This is a genomic window from Pseudonocardia sp. NPDC046786 (assembly GCF_040645415.1).
Classification (GTDB): Bacteria; Actinomycetota; Actinomycetes; order Mycobacteriales; family Pseudonocardiaceae; genus Pseudonocardia; species Pseudonocardia kongjuensis.
In genome coordinates, this window is the sequence record NZ_JBEYYF010000033.1 from 35,757 (window position 1) to 52,094 (window position 16,338).

At 74.4% G+C, this 16,338-nt stretch carries 16 protein-coding genes; 8 read left to right on the top strand and 8 right to left on the bottom strand.

The genetic code is table 11. The annotated features are described in order from the left end of the window. Positions 1-17 precede the first annotated feature (17 nt). Positions 18-596, bottom strand: coding sequence for a hypothetical protein (locus tag ABZ881_RS28030; protein ID WP_358488681.1), 579 nt, complete (start codon positions 594-596; stop codon positions 18-20). Positions 597-656: 60 nt separating this feature from the next. Between ABZ881_RS28030 and ABZ881_RS28035 the strand changes: the two genes are divergently transcribed. After that, the gene (locus tag ABZ881_RS28035) at positions 657-2,474 is read left to right on the top strand and encodes an NHL domain-containing thioredoxin family protein (RefSeq protein WP_358488682.1); all 1,818 of its coding nucleotides are present in this window, start codon (positions 657-659) and stop codon (positions 2,472-2,474) included. Positions 2,475-2,492: 18 nt separating this feature from the next. Continuing rightward, entirely contained in the window at positions 2,493-3,380 is an 888-nt protein-coding gene (locus ABZ881_RS28040; protein ID WP_358488683.1) for a trypsin-like serine protease, read from the top strand. Positions 3,381-3,386: 6 nt separating this feature from the next. Here the strand turns inward: ABZ881_RS28040 and ABZ881_RS28045 are convergent, their stop codons facing one another. Together ABZ881_RS28045 and ABZ881_RS28050 are read right to left on the bottom strand one after the other, a co-directional pair. Next, entirely contained in the window at positions 3,387-4,028 is a 642-nt protein-coding gene (locus tag ABZ881_RS28045; RefSeq protein ID WP_358488691.1) for a response regulator transcription factor, read from the bottom strand. 38 nt (positions 4,029-4,066) lie between these two features. After that, positions 4,067-5,536, bottom strand: coding sequence for a sensor domain-containing protein (locus ABZ881_RS28050; RefSeq protein WP_344023390.1), 1,470 nt, complete (start codon positions 5,534-5,536; stop codon positions 4,067-4,069). Between the two features lie 128 nt (positions 5,537-5,664). Here ABZ881_RS28050 and ABZ881_RS28055 point away from each other — a divergent pair, with 128 nt between their 5' ends. Further along, positions 5,665-6,822 (top strand): acyl-CoA dehydrogenase family protein, encoded by a 1,158-nt coding sequence (locus ABZ881_RS28055; protein ID WP_358488684.1) that lies wholly within the window; start codon positions 5,665-5,667, stop codon positions 6,820-6,822. A 153-nt stretch (positions 6,823-6,975) separates the two neighbouring features. On the opposite strand, the gene ABZ881_RS28060 is transcribed toward ABZ881_RS28055, so the two are convergent. After that, positions 6,976-7,374, bottom strand: a complete 399-nt coding sequence (locus ABZ881_RS28060; protein ID WP_358488685.1) for a cytochrome c oxidase subunit 4 — start codon at positions 7,372-7,374, stop codon at positions 6,976-6,978. A 14-nt stretch (positions 7,375-7,388) separates the two neighbouring features. Next, a complete protein-coding gene (locus ABZ881_RS28065; protein WP_344023398.1) occupies positions 7,389-8,339 on the bottom strand; it encodes a cytochrome c oxidase subunit II in 951 nt (316 codons plus the stop codon). A 284-nt stretch (positions 8,340-8,623) separates the two neighbouring features. On the opposite strand from ABZ881_RS28065, the gene asnB reads away from it, so the two are divergent. After that, positions 8,624-10,570: an asparagine synthase (glutamine-hydrolyzing) gene (gene asnB, locus ABZ881_RS28070; protein WP_344023400.1), complete on the top strand. Its 1,947-nt coding sequence runs from the start codon at positions 8,624-8,626 to the stop codon at positions 10,568-10,570. A 355-nt stretch (positions 10,571-10,925) separates the two neighbouring features. Here asnB and ABZ881_RS28075 read toward each other — a convergent pair whose 3' ends face one another. From ABZ881_RS28075 to ABZ881_RS28085, 3 genes are all read right to left on the bottom strand, one after another. Continuing rightward, the gene (locus ABZ881_RS28075; protein ID WP_344023449.1) at positions 10,926-11,861 is read right to left on the bottom strand and encodes a carbohydrate kinase family protein; all 936 of its coding nucleotides are present in this window, start codon (positions 11,859-11,861) and stop codon (positions 10,926-10,928) included. A 145-nt stretch (positions 11,862-12,006) separates the two neighbouring features. Continuing rightward, complete coding sequence (locus ABZ881_RS28080; protein WP_344023405.1) at positions 12,007-12,384, bottom strand: iron-sulfur cluster assembly accessory protein; 378 nt, start codon at positions 12,382-12,384, stop codon at positions 12,007-12,009. A 149-nt stretch (positions 12,385-12,533) separates the two neighbouring features. Beyond that, the gene (locus ABZ881_RS28085) at positions 12,534-13,661 is read right to left on the bottom strand and encodes a glycerate kinase (RefSeq protein WP_358488686.1); all 1,128 of its coding nucleotides are present in this window, start codon (positions 13,659-13,661) and stop codon (positions 12,534-12,536) included. A gap of 37 nt (positions 13,662-13,698) precedes the next feature. On the opposite strand from ABZ881_RS28085, the gene ABZ881_RS28090 reads away from it, so the two are divergent. The 4 genes from ABZ881_RS28090 to ABZ881_RS28105 all read left to right on the top strand — a co-directional run. After that, positions 13,699-14,358 carry a DUF3043 domain-containing protein gene (locus ABZ881_RS28090; RefSeq protein WP_358488687.1) on the top strand — a complete coding sequence of 220 codons (660 nt, stop codon included), beginning with the start codon at positions 13,699-13,701 and terminating at the stop codon, positions 14,356-14,358. A 7-nt stretch (positions 14,359-14,365) separates the two neighbouring features. Further along, positions 14,366-14,629, top strand: a complete 264-nt coding sequence (locus ABZ881_RS28095; protein WP_358488688.1) for an ATP-binding cassette domain-containing protein — start codon at positions 14,366-14,368, stop codon at positions 14,627-14,629. After that, positions 14,572-14,823: a hypothetical protein gene (locus ABZ881_RS28100; RefSeq protein ID WP_358488692.1), complete on the top strand. Its 252-nt coding sequence runs from the start codon at positions 14,572-14,574 to the stop codon at positions 14,821-14,823. Before ABZ881_RS28095 ends, ABZ881_RS28100 begins: the two co-directional genes overlap by 58 nt. A 525-nt stretch (positions 14,824-15,348) precedes the next feature. Then, positions 15,349-16,338: bifunctional adenosylcobinamide kinase/adenosylcobinamide-phosphate guanylyltransferase (locus ABZ881_RS28105; RefSeq protein ID WP_358488689.1), on the top strand; the 990-nt coding region annotated here is incomplete at its 3' end.

Here is a 16,338-nt window from a genome sequence, read left to right on the forward strand (position 1 = left end):
CGGCCCGGCCGGGTGGTTCAGCCCTCCGGGTACCGCTCCTCGTCGGCGGGCGGGTCCAGGGCCCGGGTGACCGCCTCGGCCCGCGACCGGGTCGCGGCGAGCTCGCGGGCGGTCTCGATCCACTCGACGACGTCGTCGCGCACCCAGGCGCCGCGCAGCGCGTCCGCGCCCCGGGACCAGGTCCGCAGCACCCCGGTCGCCTCCCCCGCCGAGTCCGAGCGGCGCCACCGGCGGTCGGTGGCGAGCACCCGGGTCATCGCGCCGACCGCACGCATCGCCTTCGCGACCTCGGCGACGTTCTCGATCGGCACCGGCAGCCCGGCGACCGCGTGCGCGACCTGCGCCCGCCGCGCCACCAGCAGCAACCCCACCAGCGTCAGCAGCACCAGCGCCGCCCCGGCGAGCGCCGGGCCGGTGCCGAGGAACGCACCGAGCACCGCCGCCACGGCGACCACAGGCACCGCGAACCGCAGCCGTCGGGTCCATCCGGCCAGCGCGACGGCGCGATGCTGTGCCGCCCGGTCCGGCGGGCCATGCTCGGCCCGGACCAGGCCGCGGTCGACGAACAGCAGGGCGGCATCCGAGTCGTCCGGCACGCCGAGATCATGCCACCGGCCCCGGGACGCGGAACACGCGCGCGCCGCACCGGCGTTGTCATGATCGTGACCGAGCGGATGCGGGTACGCGCGCCGGAGCTGCGCGGGCGGCGGTGGCTGAACACCGGCGGCCGGGAGCTGACCCTGGCCGGGCTCCGCGGCCGGATCGTCGTGCTGGACTTCTGGACCTTCTGCTGCGTCAACTGCCTGCACGCGCTCGACGAGCTGCGCGCCGTCGAGCACGAGTTCGGCGACGTGCTCACCGTGATCGGCGTGCACTCGCCGAAGTTCCTGCACGAGGCCGATCCGGCGGCCGTCGAGGCGGCGGTCGAACGCTACGGCGTGGCCCATCCGGTGCTCGACGATCCGGAGCTGACCACCTGGGACGCCTACGCCGCCCGCGCCTGGCCGACGCTGGCCGTCGTCGATCCGGAGGGGTTCGTCGTCGCCCGGATGGCCGGTGAGGGGCACGGCCCCGGCCTGGCCGCCCTGGTCCGGGAGCTGATCGCCGAGCACGGCGACCGGCTGCGCCGCGGCGACGACCCGTACCTGCCGCCGCCCGCCCCGGCCACGGCGCTGCGCTTCCCCGGGAAGGTGACCCGGCTCCCGGACGGCGGGTTCCTGGTGTCCGACAGCGCGCACCACCAGCTCGTCGACCTGGCCGACGACCTGGTCACCGAGCGGCGCCGGTTCGGCGACGGGACCCGCGGGCTGCGCGACGGACCGGCCGCGGACGCGCGGTTCGCCGAGCCGCAGGGGCTGCTCGTGCTGCCCGACGGTGACACCGTGCTGGTCGCCGACACCGTGAACCACGCCGTCCGGTCGCTGTCGCTGGCCGCGGGCACCATCTCCACGCTCGCCGGGACCGGCGAGCAGCTGCGCGAGCGGATCCCGCCCGGATCGGGCGCCGCACAGCTGTCGTCGCCGTGGGACCTGGCGCTGTGGGACGACGGCCGGGTGGTCGTCGCGATGGCGGGCTCGCACCAGCTGTGGACCGTCGACCCGGGCACCGGGGCCGCGACCGTGCTCGCCGGCACCACCAACGAGGGCCTGCGCGACGGCGCGTTCGACGAGGCGTTCCTGGCCCAGCCGAGCGGGCTCGCCACCGGGCCGGACGGCACGCTGTGGGTCGCCGACTCCGAGGTGTCGGCGCTGCGCCGGGTGTCGGCCGAGCCGGTCACCGGGCCGCAGGTGGGCACCGCCGTCGGGCTGGGCCTGTTCGACTTCGGGCACCGGGACGGGCCGGCCGCCGAGGCGCTGCTGCAGCACCCGCTCGGCGTCACCGTGCTGCCCGACGGCTCGGTCGCCGTCGCCGACACCTACAACGGCGCCGTACGCCGCTTCGATCCGGACCGCGGCACCGTCAGCACCCTCGCCGACGGCCTCGCCGAGCCGTCGGACCTGCTGGTCGACGGCGACACCCTGGTCGTCGTCGAGTCGGCGGCGCACCGGCTGGTCCGGCTGCCGATTCCCGCCGGGTCGCCGGTCGCCGGGGACGCGCACCGGGTGCGCCGGGTCCCGACGCCGCTGGCCGCCGGCGTCAGCCTGCGGATCGGGTTCACCCCACCCGCCGGTCAGCATCTCGACGACCGGTTCGGCGACCCGACGTCGCTGACCGTGGCCGCCGACCCGCCCGGGCTGCTGCGCGCCGGCACCGGCACCGCGACCGGCCTCGTCCGGACCCTCGAGCTCGATCCCGCGGTCGGGTCCGGGGTGCTGCAGGTCGCGGTCGCCGCCGCGGCCTGCGACGCCGCGCCGGACGGCACCTCCGCCACGTTCGCCGCCTGCCACCGCTACCAGCAGGACTGGGGCATCCCGGTCGTCGTGACCCCGGACGGGCCGTCCACACTCGACCTGGACCTGCGCGCGGTCCACTGAGTCCGCTACAACGGCTCGGTGACCTCGCGGAGCCGACGATGGCCCTACCCGCTGCTCGCCGTGCTCGTGCTGCTCGCCGGGTTCGTGGCATGGAACTACCGGCCGCGGGCCGAGCCGCCACCGGTGCCGGGGCACGGCGCCGTCAGCACCGAGCGGGCGCCGTGGGTGGTGGCGCTCGCGTCCGCCGCCGATCCTCCGGTCAAGCACTGCGTGGGAACGCTGGTCGCGCCGTCGGTCGTCGTCACGGCGTCGCACTGTGTGATGAACCGGGAGCCGGCGGACCTGACGGTGATCGCCGGTCGGACAGATCTGCGGACCCGCGACGGTGTGGAGGTCCCGGCGGCCGACCTGTGGGAGGTGCCCGGTGCGTTCGACGGGAACCGGCTCCTCGGCGGGCTGTCCGGCCCGGTGGCCGCGGCACCCGACCTCGGGATGGTGCTCCTCGCCGAGCCGTTGGCACAGCCGACGCTGCCGCTCGACACGGCCGGTGACGCCACCCCCGGCGCGGCCGCCGTCTTCTACGGGTGGCGGGTGGATCCGGCGGACCTGCCGGTGCTCTGGCAGTCACCGGTCGTCGTGCTCGACGACCGGGAGTGCGCCGCCATCGCCCGGGCGGTCCGGTTGACGTTCCCCGTCCCGGTCCGGCACGGCTACGTGTACGACCGTGCCGACTACCTCTGCGCGGCCGGGACCCCGGCACCCGGACCAGGCGTGCCCAACCCCCCGTACCGGCCGACCGACAGCGGAGCACCGGTCGTCGTCAGCGGCCGGCTGGCGGGGGTGAACGCCTGGGGCCCCGACCCGGACCCGGCAACCCCGAACTACCACGCGCGGGTCGCCACCCACGCCGCCGAGCTGCAGCGCCTGATCGACCGGGCGAGCGTCACCGGGCGGTTCACCGGCTGATCCGCCTCACCCTTCCAGCCAGGTCAGCACCGCCATCACCCGCCGGTGGTCGTCCGACGACGGGGGCAGCCCGAGCTTGGTGAAGATCGATGAGATGTGCTTCTCGACGGCGCCCTGGGTGATCACCATCAGCCGTCCGATGGCGGTGTTGGTGCGGCCCTGGGCCATCAGCTCCAGCACCTCGCGCTCGCGCGGCGACAGCTCCGCCAGCGGGTCGCGGCGGCGGCGCCGGGTGAGCAGCGCCGACACCACCTCCGGATCGAGCACGGTGCCGCCTGCGGCGACCCGGGTGAGCGCGTCGGACAGGTCGGCGAGCTTGGACACCCGGTCCTTGAGCAGGTAACCGACGCCGCCGCCGGCCTCCAGCAGGTCGGTGGCGTAGGACTCCTCCACGTACTGGGAGAGCACCAGGATCCCGATCTCCGGGTACTGGCTGCGGATCTCCAGCGCCGCGCGCAGCCCCTCGTCGGTGAACGACGGCGGCATCCGCACGTCCACCACCGCCACCTCCGGGCGGTGCTCGGCCACCACCTCGACCAGCGCGGCCCCGTCACCGACCGCGGCGAGCACCGTCGCACCCGCCTCCTCCAGCAGCCGGACCAGCCCCTCCCGCAGGAGCATCGAGTCCTCGGCGAGGACAACGCGCATCGTCATGCGTGCATCCTCGCCGGTGCGCCGCGGAGCGCTCACCCCTCCCCCAGCCCGGCGACCGGGACCTCGGCGGTGAGCACCGTCGGCCCGCCCGGCGGGCTGTGCACGTCCAGGCTGCCCTCGACGATCTCCAGCCGGTCGGCGAGACCGGCCAGCCCGTGCCCCTTGCCCGGGTGGGCGCCGCCGCGGCCGTCGTCGCGGACCACCACCCGCAGGACCGTGTCGTCGACGGTGACGGTCACCGTGACCGCGGAGGCACCGGCGTGCTTGGCGATGTTGGTCAGCGCCTCGGACACCACGAAGTACGCCGTGTTCTCGACGAGTGCCGGCAACCGGGCGCCCGGGTCCAGCTCGACGTCGAGGTCGACCGGCACCGGGCAGCGGCCGGCCGCGGCGGCCAGCGCCGGGCCCAGGCCGCGGTCGGCGAGGATCGGCGGGGCGATGCCGCGGGACAGCGCGCGCAGCTCGGACAGCGCCTCGCGGGTCTGCTCGAGGGCCTCGTGCAGCAGCGGCCGGGCGCGTTCGGGATCGTCGTCGAGCCGCCGCACCGCCGACTCGAGATCCATGCCGAGCCGCACCAGCCGCTGCTGCGGCCCGTCGTGGATGTCCCGCTCCAGCCGGCGCAGCGTCTGCGCCTCCGCGGCGACCGCCGCCCGCCGGCCGGAGGCCAGCGCCTGCGCCCGCGCGCGCAGTGCCGCGGTCTGGTTGGTCAGCAGGCCGCGGGCCAGCAGGGCACGCACGTCGGTCAGCCAGCGCACCACAGTCGGCAGGGTGACCAGCAGCAGCACGCCGAGGCCGGTGTTCAGCGCGATGTCCCCGACGCCGGAGTGCACCCCGGTCACCGACCGGAACAGGGTCCAGTCCTCGCTGCCGCGCGGGATCGACCACTGCCAGAACACGTAGAGCAGCCCGCCCAGGCCGGCCACCGACCAGACCAGCGCAACGGCCGCGGTCACCGCGCGGACCGGCAGCGCGATGACCGCGTGCGCGACGTCCCGCCAGCTCTGCGGGTCGACAAGCGCGCGGAACAGCCGGCCCATCAGCCGCCGGCCGCGGTTGGGCCGGTAGTGGTGCGGTGGCAGCGGCAGCCCGGTGGCCGCCTCGGTGGCGCGGCGCTCCAGCTCGGCGAAGCCGCGGGCCGCGGCCAGCGTGCCGACGGTGATCGGGATCCCGATCCAGATGACGAACGTCCCGGCGCCGAGCACCAGCCCGATGATCACCACCAGCCCGCTGACCACGGCCAGCGGGAGCCCGGCCAGCAGGTACGCCATCTGTGCGCCGAGCCGGGTCCGGCCGGGCCAGCCGGACGGCCAGTGCATCGCCTGCGGCAGGTGCAGCGGACCGTCCCGGAACACGTGCTCGCGCATCCCGCCGATGCCCCGGCCGTCCGCCGCCCGGACCAGGTGCGGATCGAGCGGACCGCCCGGGGGCACCCGCTCCGGCCCGGCCACCGGGTCACCGGCGGCCGCCGGGTCGTTCCCCGGCGCGCGGGTGGTCTCGGGCATCGCGGCCCCCTCCGGTTCGGGTGGTGCGCGTCGAGAATAGGCGGCGCGCGGCGATGCGCTCGCGATGCCGGGTGTGACGTGATGAGCTGGGCGCGCGACGGCGCCGACGTGAGAGCGAGGATCTTCCGGTGGACCCCTCCGACCTGCAGGACGTGCTGGACTCGGTTCGCGACTTCATCCGCACCGAGGTGGTGCCGCTGGAGGAGACGATCGATGCCGAGGACGAGGTCCCCGCGCGGATCGTCGCCCAGTGCAAGGAGATGGGGCTCTACGGGTTCACCATCCCCGAGCAGTACGGCGGCCTGGGGCTGAGCGCGTCGGAGGAGGTCCGGATGGCCTTCGAGCTCGGCTGGACGACGCCCGCGCTGCGCTCGCTGTTCGGCACCAACACCGGCATCGCCGGGCACGTCCTGCTGGAGGGCGGCACCGAGGAGCAGAAGCAGCGGTGGCTGCCGCGGCTGGCCTCGGGCGAGGTGACCGCGTCGTTCGGGCTGACCGAGGCCGACGCCGGGTCCGATCCCTCGTCGCTGACCACCCGCGCCGTCCGGGACGGCGTCTCCTGGGTGCTCAACGGCTCGAAGCGCTACATCACCAACGCCCCGGTCGCCGACGTGATCATGGTGTTCGCCCGGACCGACCCGGACGCCCCCGGCAACCGCGGCATCTCGACCTTCCTGGTGCCGCGCGACACCCCGGGCCTGACGGTCGGACCGAAGGACCACAAGATGGGCCAGTTCGGGGCCTGGACCGCCGACGTCCATCTCGACGACGTCCGCGTCCCGTTCGACGCCGTCGTCGGCGGCACCGACGGGATCGACAGCGGCTTCCTCACCGCCGCCCGCTGCCTGGCCCACGGACGGCTGCACATCGCCGCGGTGTGCGTCGGGATGGCCGACCGGCTGGTCCACGAGACCGTCGAGTTCGCGCGCACCCGGGAGCAGGGCGGCCGGCCGATCGCCCGGTTCCAGCTGGTCCAGGGTCTCGTCGCGGACTCGGTGACCGACGCCCGGGCCGGCCGCGGCCTCGTCCTCGACGCGGCCCGCAGCTTCGACGACGGGTCCGACAAAGTCTCCGGCCCCGCCACGGCGAAGTACTTCTGCTCGGAGATGGTGGGGCGGGTCGCCGATCGGGCCGTCCAGGTGCACGGTGGTGCGGGGTACATGCGCGGGGTCGCCGTCGAGCGGTCCTTCCGCGACGCCCGGCTGTTCCGGATCTACGAGGGCACCAGCCAGATCCAGCAGGTGATCATCGCCCGGGATGCGCTGGGGAAGGCCGCCCGGGCCTGACCCGGCCGGGCTCGCGGAGCGGGGCCTCGGCGCGGCGCGGGGCGGGGCCGGGCGGCGCAGGTCGGGGCGGCGCAGGTCGAGGAGCCGGGCCGGGCCGCGGAACGACGAACGCCCCGCCCGGGGGTGCCGGGCGGGGCGTTCGATGGAACGGGATCAGTGGTGTGCGACACCCCGGTGGTACTCGAAGACGAGCCCTCCCACCGCGATCAGGATCAGGGTCACGCCAACGGTGACCAGCCATGGGTACCAGAAGGCGAGCCCGATGGCGGTGAGCGCCGCGGCGGCCGCGATACCCAGCGGCCAGTAGCTGCCCGGGGAGAAGAAGCCGACGTCGCCTGCGCCGTCGGAGACCTCGGCCTCCGGGTTGTCCTCGGGCCGCTCCTCCAGCCGGCGCGAGACGAACCGGAAGTAGGTGCCGATGATCAGCGACAGGCCGGCGGTCAGCCAGAGCGCCGTCGTGCCCACGACCTCCTGGGTGAGGAACATGTACACCAGCGCGGCGATGACGAAGAACCCGGTGCAGATCTCGAAGATCCGGGACTCGATCTTCATGAGTCGTTCTCCCCTCAGCCCGTGGCCTGCGCGGCCAGCTGGCCACGGTCGGTCGGGAACGGCGTCGTCGTGATCGCCTCGGGGGCGCACCACTCGCCGCAGTTCAGCTCCTGCAGCGCCTCACCGGCGTTGTACGGCCGGCCGGTGACCGGGTTCGTCTCCTTGCGGAGCTGGATGTACCGGTCGTAGAGGGCGGGCTGCAGCGCGCGCACCTCGAAGTTCATCTGCGAGTGGTAGGTGCCGCAGAGCTCGGCGCACCGGCCGACGAACGCGCCCTCGGTGTCGATGTTGTCGATCACGTAGGTGTTGTCCTGGTCGTTGCGCTCCGGGAACGGGAAGACGTCGCGCTTGAACAGGAACTCCGGCACCCAGAACGAGTGGATCACGTCGGGCGAGCGCTGGGTGAACTCGATCGAGCGGTCGGTCGGCAGCACCATGATCGGGATGACGTCGCTGGTGCCCAGCGTGCTCACCGGCTGCCCGTCCGGCCCGACCTCGTCGGGGTAGGAGAACTCCCAGTTCCACTGGAAGCCGACGATGTCGACGCGGACGTCGGCCGGGCCGCCGGCGGTGGCCTCGTCCTTGTCGACGTAGTTCTGCACGTTCACGGTAAAGCCGAACAGCACCGCGACGATGACCGTCGGGATGGCGGTGAAGACCAGCTCGACCGGGAGGTTGTACTGCGTCTGGCGCGGCAGCGAGCCGTCGTCGTCCTTGCGCTTCCGGTGGAAGATCATCGCCCAGAACATGACGCCCCAGGTGATGACGCCGACGACGAGCGCGGCGATCGCGGACCAGGTCCAGAGGTTCCGCATGGCCTCGGCCTCGGGGGTGACCCCGACCGGCCATCCGAACCGGATGACCTCCTCCACCGAGCAGCCGGACAGCACCGGCGCCGCCAGCACACCCAGCAGGCCGACCTTCGCCGCCCGGGCGATCCGGGAGCGGCCTTCCGTTCGGGCCACTGCGCGCCGCCTTCCTGTCGTCTCCTGCGTCAGCCGCACTGCCAGCACGTTCTTTCCTGCCTTGCCGTCACCACGGGAACGGCCGCGACGGGCTCCGCCCCACTCGAATGGAGCACCGTCTTCGACCTCGCGTAGAGACTAGACGAAGGCCGCCCGCCGCGCGTCCTCCGGGGTCGTTGCGCGGGATCACCCGGGCGTGCGGAATCAGGCAGTCTCGCAGGAAAAAGGCCGCTTCGCCCCGGGGCGCGCACGACGCGTCCGGATGACTCGTCATACTGACTTTCGTGTGCGGACTGCTGGGACTGCTGACCGCCGGGGCGGACGCCGCCAACCGGGTCGAGCCGATCGCCGACGCGCTGCGCTGTGCGCGGCATCGCGGCCCCGACGAGAGCGCGACGTGGAACGACCACGATCTCGTACTGGGGTTCAATCGGCTGTCCATCATCGACGTCGACCACTCGCACCAGCCCCTGCACTGGGGGCCGGTGCCCGGCGAGGACACCCGGTACACGATCGTCTTCAACGGCGAGATCTACAACTACCTCGAGCTCCGTGAGGAGCTGATCGAGACCTACGACGCCGCGTTCGCCACCGAGGGCGACGGCGAGGTCATCGTGGCCGCGTTCCACTACTGGGGCCCGGACGCCGTGCAGCGGCTGCGCGGGATGTTCGCGTTCGCCATCTGGGACGCCGTCGAGCGCGAGATGTTCCTCGCCCGCGACCCGTTCGGCATCAAGCCGCTGTTCCTGGCGACGACCGCGACCGGCACCGCGTTCGCCAGCGAGAAGAAGTCGCTGCTCGCGCTGGCCGGCGAGCTGGGCATCGGGCTGGACCTGGAGCCCGCCGCGCTGCAGCACTACCTGACCCTGCAGTACGTGCCGGAGCCGATGTCGCTGCACCGGATGATCTCCCGGGTGGAGTCCGGCACGCACGTGACCGTCCGCCCCGGCGAGGAGCCGTTGCACCAGCGCTACTTCGCGCCGAAGTTCATCTCGCTGCCCAGCCACGCCCCGGCGAGCGCCGAGGCCGAGGCGATCGTGCACGGCGAGATCGCCGACGTGCTGCGCGACTCGGTGGCCAAGCACATGCGCGCCGACGTGACCGTCGGCGCGTTCCTCTCCGGCGGCATCGACTCGACCGCGATCGCGGCGCTCGCCAAGGAGCACAACCCGAACCTGATCACGTTCACCACCGGGTTCGAGCGCGAGGGCTACTCCGAGGTCGACGTGGCCGCGGAGTCGGCCGCGGCGATCGGCGTCCGGCACGTGGTCCGGACGGTCAAGCCGGACGAGATGATGGAGTCGCTGCCGCTCATCATCTGGTACCTCGACGACCCGGTGGCCGATCCGGCGCTGGTCCCGCTGTGGTTCATCGCGCGGGAGGCCCGCGAGCACGTCAAGGTCGTGCTGTCCGGCGAGGGCGCCGACGAGCTGTTCGGCGGGTACTCGATCTACCGGGAGCCGCTGTCGCTGGCGCCGTTCGAGAAGGTCCCCGGCACGCTGCGGCCGATCATGCGCCGGGCGTCGCGGCGGATGCCGGAGGGCATGCGCGGCAAGGACCTGCTGCGCCGCGGCTCGCTGAGCCTGGAACAGCGCTACTACGGCAACGCGCGGATCTTCCGCGACGACCAGCTGCACGAGGTGCTGCGCGGCTACGACCCGCGGGTGTCGCACCAGGACGTCACGGCGCCGCACTACTTCGCCAGCCACGACTGGGACCCGGTCGCCCGGATGCAGCACGTGGACCTGTTCACCTGGCTGCGCGGCGACATCCTGGTCAAGGCCGACAAGATGACGATGGCGCACTCGCTGGAGCTGCGGGTGCCGTTCCTCGATCCCGAGGTGTTCGACATCGCGTCGTCGCTGCCGCAGTCGCAGAAGATCACCCACGGCTCGAACGGCACGACGAAGTACGCGCTCCGCCGGGCCTGCGAGGGGATCATCCCGCCGCACGTGCTGAACCGGCCGAAGCTGGGCTTCCCGGTGCCGATCCGGCACTGGCTGCGAGACGAGATGTACGCCTGGGCCCGGGACATCCTGCAGAACTCCGGTGCCGGGCACCTGATCGACCTGCAGGCCGTGCACCGCATGCTGGACGCGCACCGGGAGGGTCCGGTGGACCACTCCCGGCGGATCTGGGCGGTGCTGGTGTTCCTGATCTGGCACGGCATCTTCGTCGAGCGCCGGATCGTGCCGGACGTCCCGACGCCCACTTACCCGGTCAAGATCTGACCCGCTGCAGGTCGCGGCGCAGGCGCGGCGACCTGCAGCGGCGGATCCCGTCGAGCCACCGGTGCGGCGGGCGAGCAGCCAGTACGTCCCGGCGTGCAGCAGCACCGCGAGCAGCCCGGCGAGCGCGGCGCCGGCGCCGGGCCGGTCGCGAGGCGCCCGGCGACCGGGACCGCCGCGAACACGGCAGCGGCGGCGAGCTCGCCGCCGCCGAGGCGCAGGTACTCGCGGCGCAGCACGGCGACCGCGGTCACCCGGCCGCCGTCCCCGCACCCGGGCCGGGCCGCACCCCCGGACAGCGGACCGGCCGGCGTCCGCGGGTCGCGGGCGCCGGCCGGGGTGTCACGGGAGCGGACGGTCAGGCGGGCAGCACGGCCCGGAGCTCGTCGGCGGCGAGATCGCCGAACGTGTCGCGCAGCCGGGTCAGCGCCGCGTCCCGGTCCCAGGTCCACTCCTGCGGACCGTCGGACTCCAGGACGTAGGTCGCGATCAGCGCGCCCAGCTGCGCCGAGCGCTCCAGCGGCAGACCACCGGCGACGGCGGTGAGGAACCCGGCGCGCCAGGCGTCGCCGACCCCGGTCGGGTCGACCTGCTCGGTCGGCGGGACGACGTCGATCCAGGTCTCGGTGCCGCCGGACTCGACGATCACCGCGCCCTTCTCGCCGAAGGTGGTGATCCGGGTGCCGACCTTCGCGCCGACGTCCTCGGCGGTCCAGCCGGTCTTCTTCATCAGCAGCTCGAACTCGTAGTCGTTGGTGACCAGGTAGGTGGCGCCCTCGACGAGCCGGCGCACCTCGGGGCCCTCCATCCGGGCGAGCTGCTGCGAGGGGTCGGCGAGGAACGGATAGCCACGGTCACGGCACTCGTCGGTGTGCCGGACCATCGCCTCCGGGTCGCTGGCGCCGATCAGCACCAGGTCGAACCCACCGACCCGCTCGGCGATCGGGGCCAGCTCGATCTCCTTCGACTTGGCCATCGCGCCGGTGTAGAAGGAGGCGATCTGGCGCATGTCGTCGTCGGTGGTGCAGACGAACCGCGCGGTGTGCACGTCGTCGTGGGTGGAGACGCCGGACGTGTCCACGCCCAGGTCCTCCAGCACCTTCCTGTACTCGGCGAAGTCGGCTCCGACCGCCCCGATGAGCACCGGGCTCTGGCCCAGCACGCCCAGCGCGAAGGCGATGTTCCCGGCCACCCCGCCCCGGCGGACCGTCAGGTCGTCGACCAGGAAGCTGACCGAGATCCGGTCCAGCTGCTCGGCAAGGATCTGCTCGGAGAACTTCCCCGGGAAGTGCATCAGGTTGTCGGAGGCGATCGATCCCGTCACGGCAATAGGCACGCAGGGGACCCTACGTCACGCAACTGGGCCCCGTCATGATCGAAGCGATCTTGACGGGGCCCGGGTGTGCCTTTCACCAGGCAATACGCCGGTGACGCAGACCTCAGTTGAAGCTGTCGCCGCAGGCGCAGGAGCCACCGGCGTTCGGGTTGTCGATGGTGAAGCCCTGCTTCTCGATGGTGTCGACGAAGTCGATCGTGGCGCCCTGCAGGTACGGCGCGCTCATCCGGTCGACGCCCACCTTCAGGCCCTGGAAGTCCCGGAACAGGTCGCCGTCGAGCGAGCGGTCGTCGAAGAAGAGCTGGTAGCGCAGCCCGGCACAGCCACCCGGCTGCACGGCGATGCGCAGGTGCATGTCGTCGCGCCCCTCCTGCTCGAGCAGGGTGCGCGCCTTCACGGCGGCGGACTCCGTGAGCTCCACACCGTGGGTCTCTTCCGCGGTGGCGGCGTTTCCGGCGTTCACTGCGTTCTCGACGGTCATGGCTCTCCCAACAACGTGCGGGTCCGCCGTGTTCCCCCGGCGGTGCTCTTCCTCAGGTCAATACTACGACGCCGGGTGGGAGTCCAGCCCGGTGGCGAACCCCCGTTCGGCGACGGTGGACGTGGCGGCCGTCACCGTGCCCCGCCCGGTCACCGGTTCCACTGCGGCGCGACCCGGGACGCGAGCTCGGCCAGCGTCCCGGCCGGGTCGGCCATCGAGGCGTCCAGACCGAGCTCGTCGGCGACGCCGTGCGCCGCGTCGACGCCTGCCGCACCGGCCTCCCGGCGCCCGACGCTGACCTGGCCGGCCAGCACCACGCACGGGATCCCCCGGTCCGCCGCGCCGCGGGCGACCGCGGTGATCAGCTTCCCGCGCAGCGACTGCCAGTCGAAGCTGCCCTCGCCGGTGACGGCCAGGCCGCCCGCCCCGGCGGCGGCGTCCAGCTCGGCGTCCAGCCCGACCAGCCGCCGGACCAGGCCGGCCCCGGACTCGACGCGTGCGCCGAGCGCGAGCAGTGCCGCACCGAGCCCGCCGGCGGCACCACCCGCGGCGTCGCCGCGGATCTCGCGCCCGGCCGTCCCGGCCAGCACCCCGGCGAACACGCCCAGCGCGGCGTCCAGCTCGGCGACGGTGGCCGCGTCGGCGCCCTTCTGCGGCCCGAACACCGCGGCGGCGCCGTGCTCGCCGAGCAGCGGGTTGTCCACGTCGGAGGCCGCGACGAGCTGCATCCCGCCCAGGTCGGGGCGGCCGTCGAGGCGGTCGCAGAGGGCCAGCGCGGCGCCGCCCGGGGGCAGCGCGAGGCCGTCGGTGTCGACCGGCGCGGCGCCGAGCGCGGCGAGCATCCCGGCGCCGCCGTCGGTGGTGGCGGACCCGCCGAGCCCGACGACCGCCGTCCGGACGCCCCGGTCGCGGGCGTCGGCGAGCATCTCGCCGACGCCGTAGGTGGTGGCGGTCCGGGCGACCGCGGGTACCCGGTCCGCCCGGGCCACGTGGTGCAACCCGCACGCCGAGGCGCACTCCAGGTAGCCGGTGTCGCCGACCTGCAGCCAGGAACCCGGGACCGGGTCGCCGAGCGGGCCGGTCACCTCCAGCTCGTGCACGGTGCCGCCGAGCGCGGTGTGCAGCACCTCGACGAAACCGGTCCCGCCGTCGGCCAGCGGGACCAGCCGCAGGTCCGCCGCCGGTACCGATCTCCGCCAGCCCTCGGCGATCGCCTCCGCCGCCTCGAGCGCACTCAGCGTCCCGCCGAAGGAGTCCGGGGCAACCACGATCCGCATGCGGGCGAGGCTAGCCCGGGCCCGTATTGTGAGAGGTGTGAGGTTCCTGCGCCGTTCCGACAGCTCCGACCAGGCCGGGCAGACCGCGGTCGACACCCCGGTCGCCGAGGGCGCCGAGGACGAGGGCGCGGACGGCCGGTCCCGCCCGCACACCACACCCGGCAAGGGCCGCGCGACGCCCAAGCGCCGCGATGCCGAGAGCAAGCGCCGCGGGCCGGCCCCGCCCCCGCCGCGCACCCAGCGCGAGGCCGCGAAGCTGGCCAAGGCCAACCGCCCGTCCAGGGAGGACCGCCGGGCCAAGGCCGCGGAGCGCCGCCGCCGGATGGACGCGGGCGACGACCGGGTGCTGCTCCCCCGCGACCGCGGCAAGGTCCGCGCCTACGTGCGCGACATCGTCGACTCCCGCCCGCACGTGATCGGGCTGTTCCTGCCGCTGGCGGCGCTGGTGCTGGTCGCCGCGCTGATCCAGAACCCGGTCATCCAGCAGTACGTCACGCTGTTCACGTTCCTGATGCTGGCGGTGATGGTCGTCGAGGGCACGCTGCTCGGCTACCAGGTGCTGCGCAAGGCCCGCGAGAAGTTCCCGGAGGAGGACATCCGCGGGCTCGGCACCGGCTGGTACGCGTTCTCCCGGGCCACCCAGCCGCGCCGGATGCGGGTGCCGAAGCCGCGGGTCAAGCGCGGCGACAACCCCTGACGACCGGGTGCATCCGGGCGCAGGCCCGCGAGCAGACCGCCGACTGGCTGGTGCGGGTCGGCCTGCCCGACACCGCGCGGGTGCTCGGCGCCCGCCCTACGAGCTGTCCGGCGGTATGCGCCACCGGGTGATGCTCGCGCTCGCCCACGCCGGACACCCCGAGCTGGTCATCACCGACGAGCCGACCAGCGCGTCGGCAGCGGCACCGGCCTGGTGTTCGTCTCGCACGGGCTGCCGGCCACCGCGTTCCTGTGCGACGAGATCACGGTGATGCACCGCGGGACCGTCGTCGAGCGCGGGCCGTCGGCCGACATCGTGCGGGCCGCCGAGCACCTCCACACCCGAGGGCTGCTGGCGGCGCACCCGCGGCGGGTGGTGGCTCGGGCGGCTCGCCGCGCGGCCGGGAGTACGCCCGCCGCGCACGCCGAGACGATCATCGCCTCGGCGCCGGGGTCGAGGCGATGAAGGCCAACCGCGACGACGTCCGGTCCTGGATGGAGCGGACCGACCGCGACCCGGACAGCTGCAAGATCCTTTTCGTGGTGGCGCCGGTGCTCGCCGAGGCCGCGCGGGCGCACCTGTCCGCGCTCACCGAGAACGACTTCTCCGGCTTCGACCTGGTCGGCCCGGTCCCCCGGGTCACCACCAACGGGCAGCGGTCCACGCTGGCCGACTTCCTGCGCGGCGCCGCCGACGCCGCCACCCTGCGCGAGGCCGCGGCGCGCTGGACGATCTCCTCGCTCGAGCTCGTCGGGCCCCCCGACACCGTGGCCGACGCGATGTGCGCGGCGATGGACGAGGTCGGCGGCGATGGCTTCCTGGTCTCCGGGGAGATGTCCCGCGACGTCGTCGGCCGGGTCTGCGACGGGCTCGTCCCCGCCCTGCAGCGACGTGGCCGGGTGCGCACCCGCTATTCCGGGACAACCTCGTGGAGTTCTGACGAGCCCCCTTCCGGATGCCGCGCCGGACGGGTGCGACACGATGTGCGGCATGAACGCAACGCTCGTCATCGGAGGCACCCGGTCGGGCAAGTCGCGCTACGCCGAGCAGCTGCTCGGCGGGGAGGTGCCGGTCCGGTACCTGGCGACCGGGCGGCGGACCGACGGCGACGCCGAGTGGGACGCCCGGATCGCCGCGCACGTCGTCCGCCGCCCGGCGGCGTGGACGACCGAGGAGGTCTCCGGCGGCGCGCTCGTCGCGGCGCTCGCCGTCCCCGGCCCGGTGCTCGTCGACGATCTCGGTACCTGGCTGGCCGGGGTGCTCGACGACGCGGGCGCCTGGGACCGGCCGGGGCCGCACACCGAGATCGACGAGCTGCTGGACGGCCTGGTCGCCGCCGTGGCCGGCGCGCCCGGGCCGGTCGTGCTGGTGTCGGCGGAGGTGGGGCTGGGCGTGGTGCCCGGGTCCGCCTCCGGGCGGCTGTTCCGGGACCTGCTGGGCGGGTTGAACGCCGCGCTCGCCGAGGTCTGCGCGGACACGGTGCTGGTGGTCGCCGGGCGGGCGCTGCGGCTGCCGGGGCCGGACGCCGGTACGGCGGGTGCCCCGGCCCCCGCCGCAGGTGCCCCGGCTCCCGCCCCGGATGCGGCGGCCCGCGCCGCGGGGGTGGCAGCCGGCGGCGCGTCCGGTGCGGCAGCCGGCGTCCCGGACCCGGCAGCGAGGGCGCCCGGTGCGGCGGTCCCGGATGTGCCGCCCGCCCCCGCGGATCCCGGCGTCGCCGACCCGGACGGTGACGTCGCCGGCACCCCGGCGGGCGTCCCCGGCGCGGTCACCCCGGCGACCGGCTCCTCCGCCGCGCAGGTGACCGGGCAGGAGCCCGCCGAGCGGCCGTCCGTCCCCGCCGCCGTCGGGCGGCCCGACCTGCGGACCCGGCGCGAGGCCGTCGCGCTCGTCGACGGCCTCGCGCTGCCCCCGGGCGGCCGGGGGCGGGTCGGCGGGCGCGGCGGCTGGGAGTTCGGGAGAGCGGGGGGGAGGGGAAGAGTG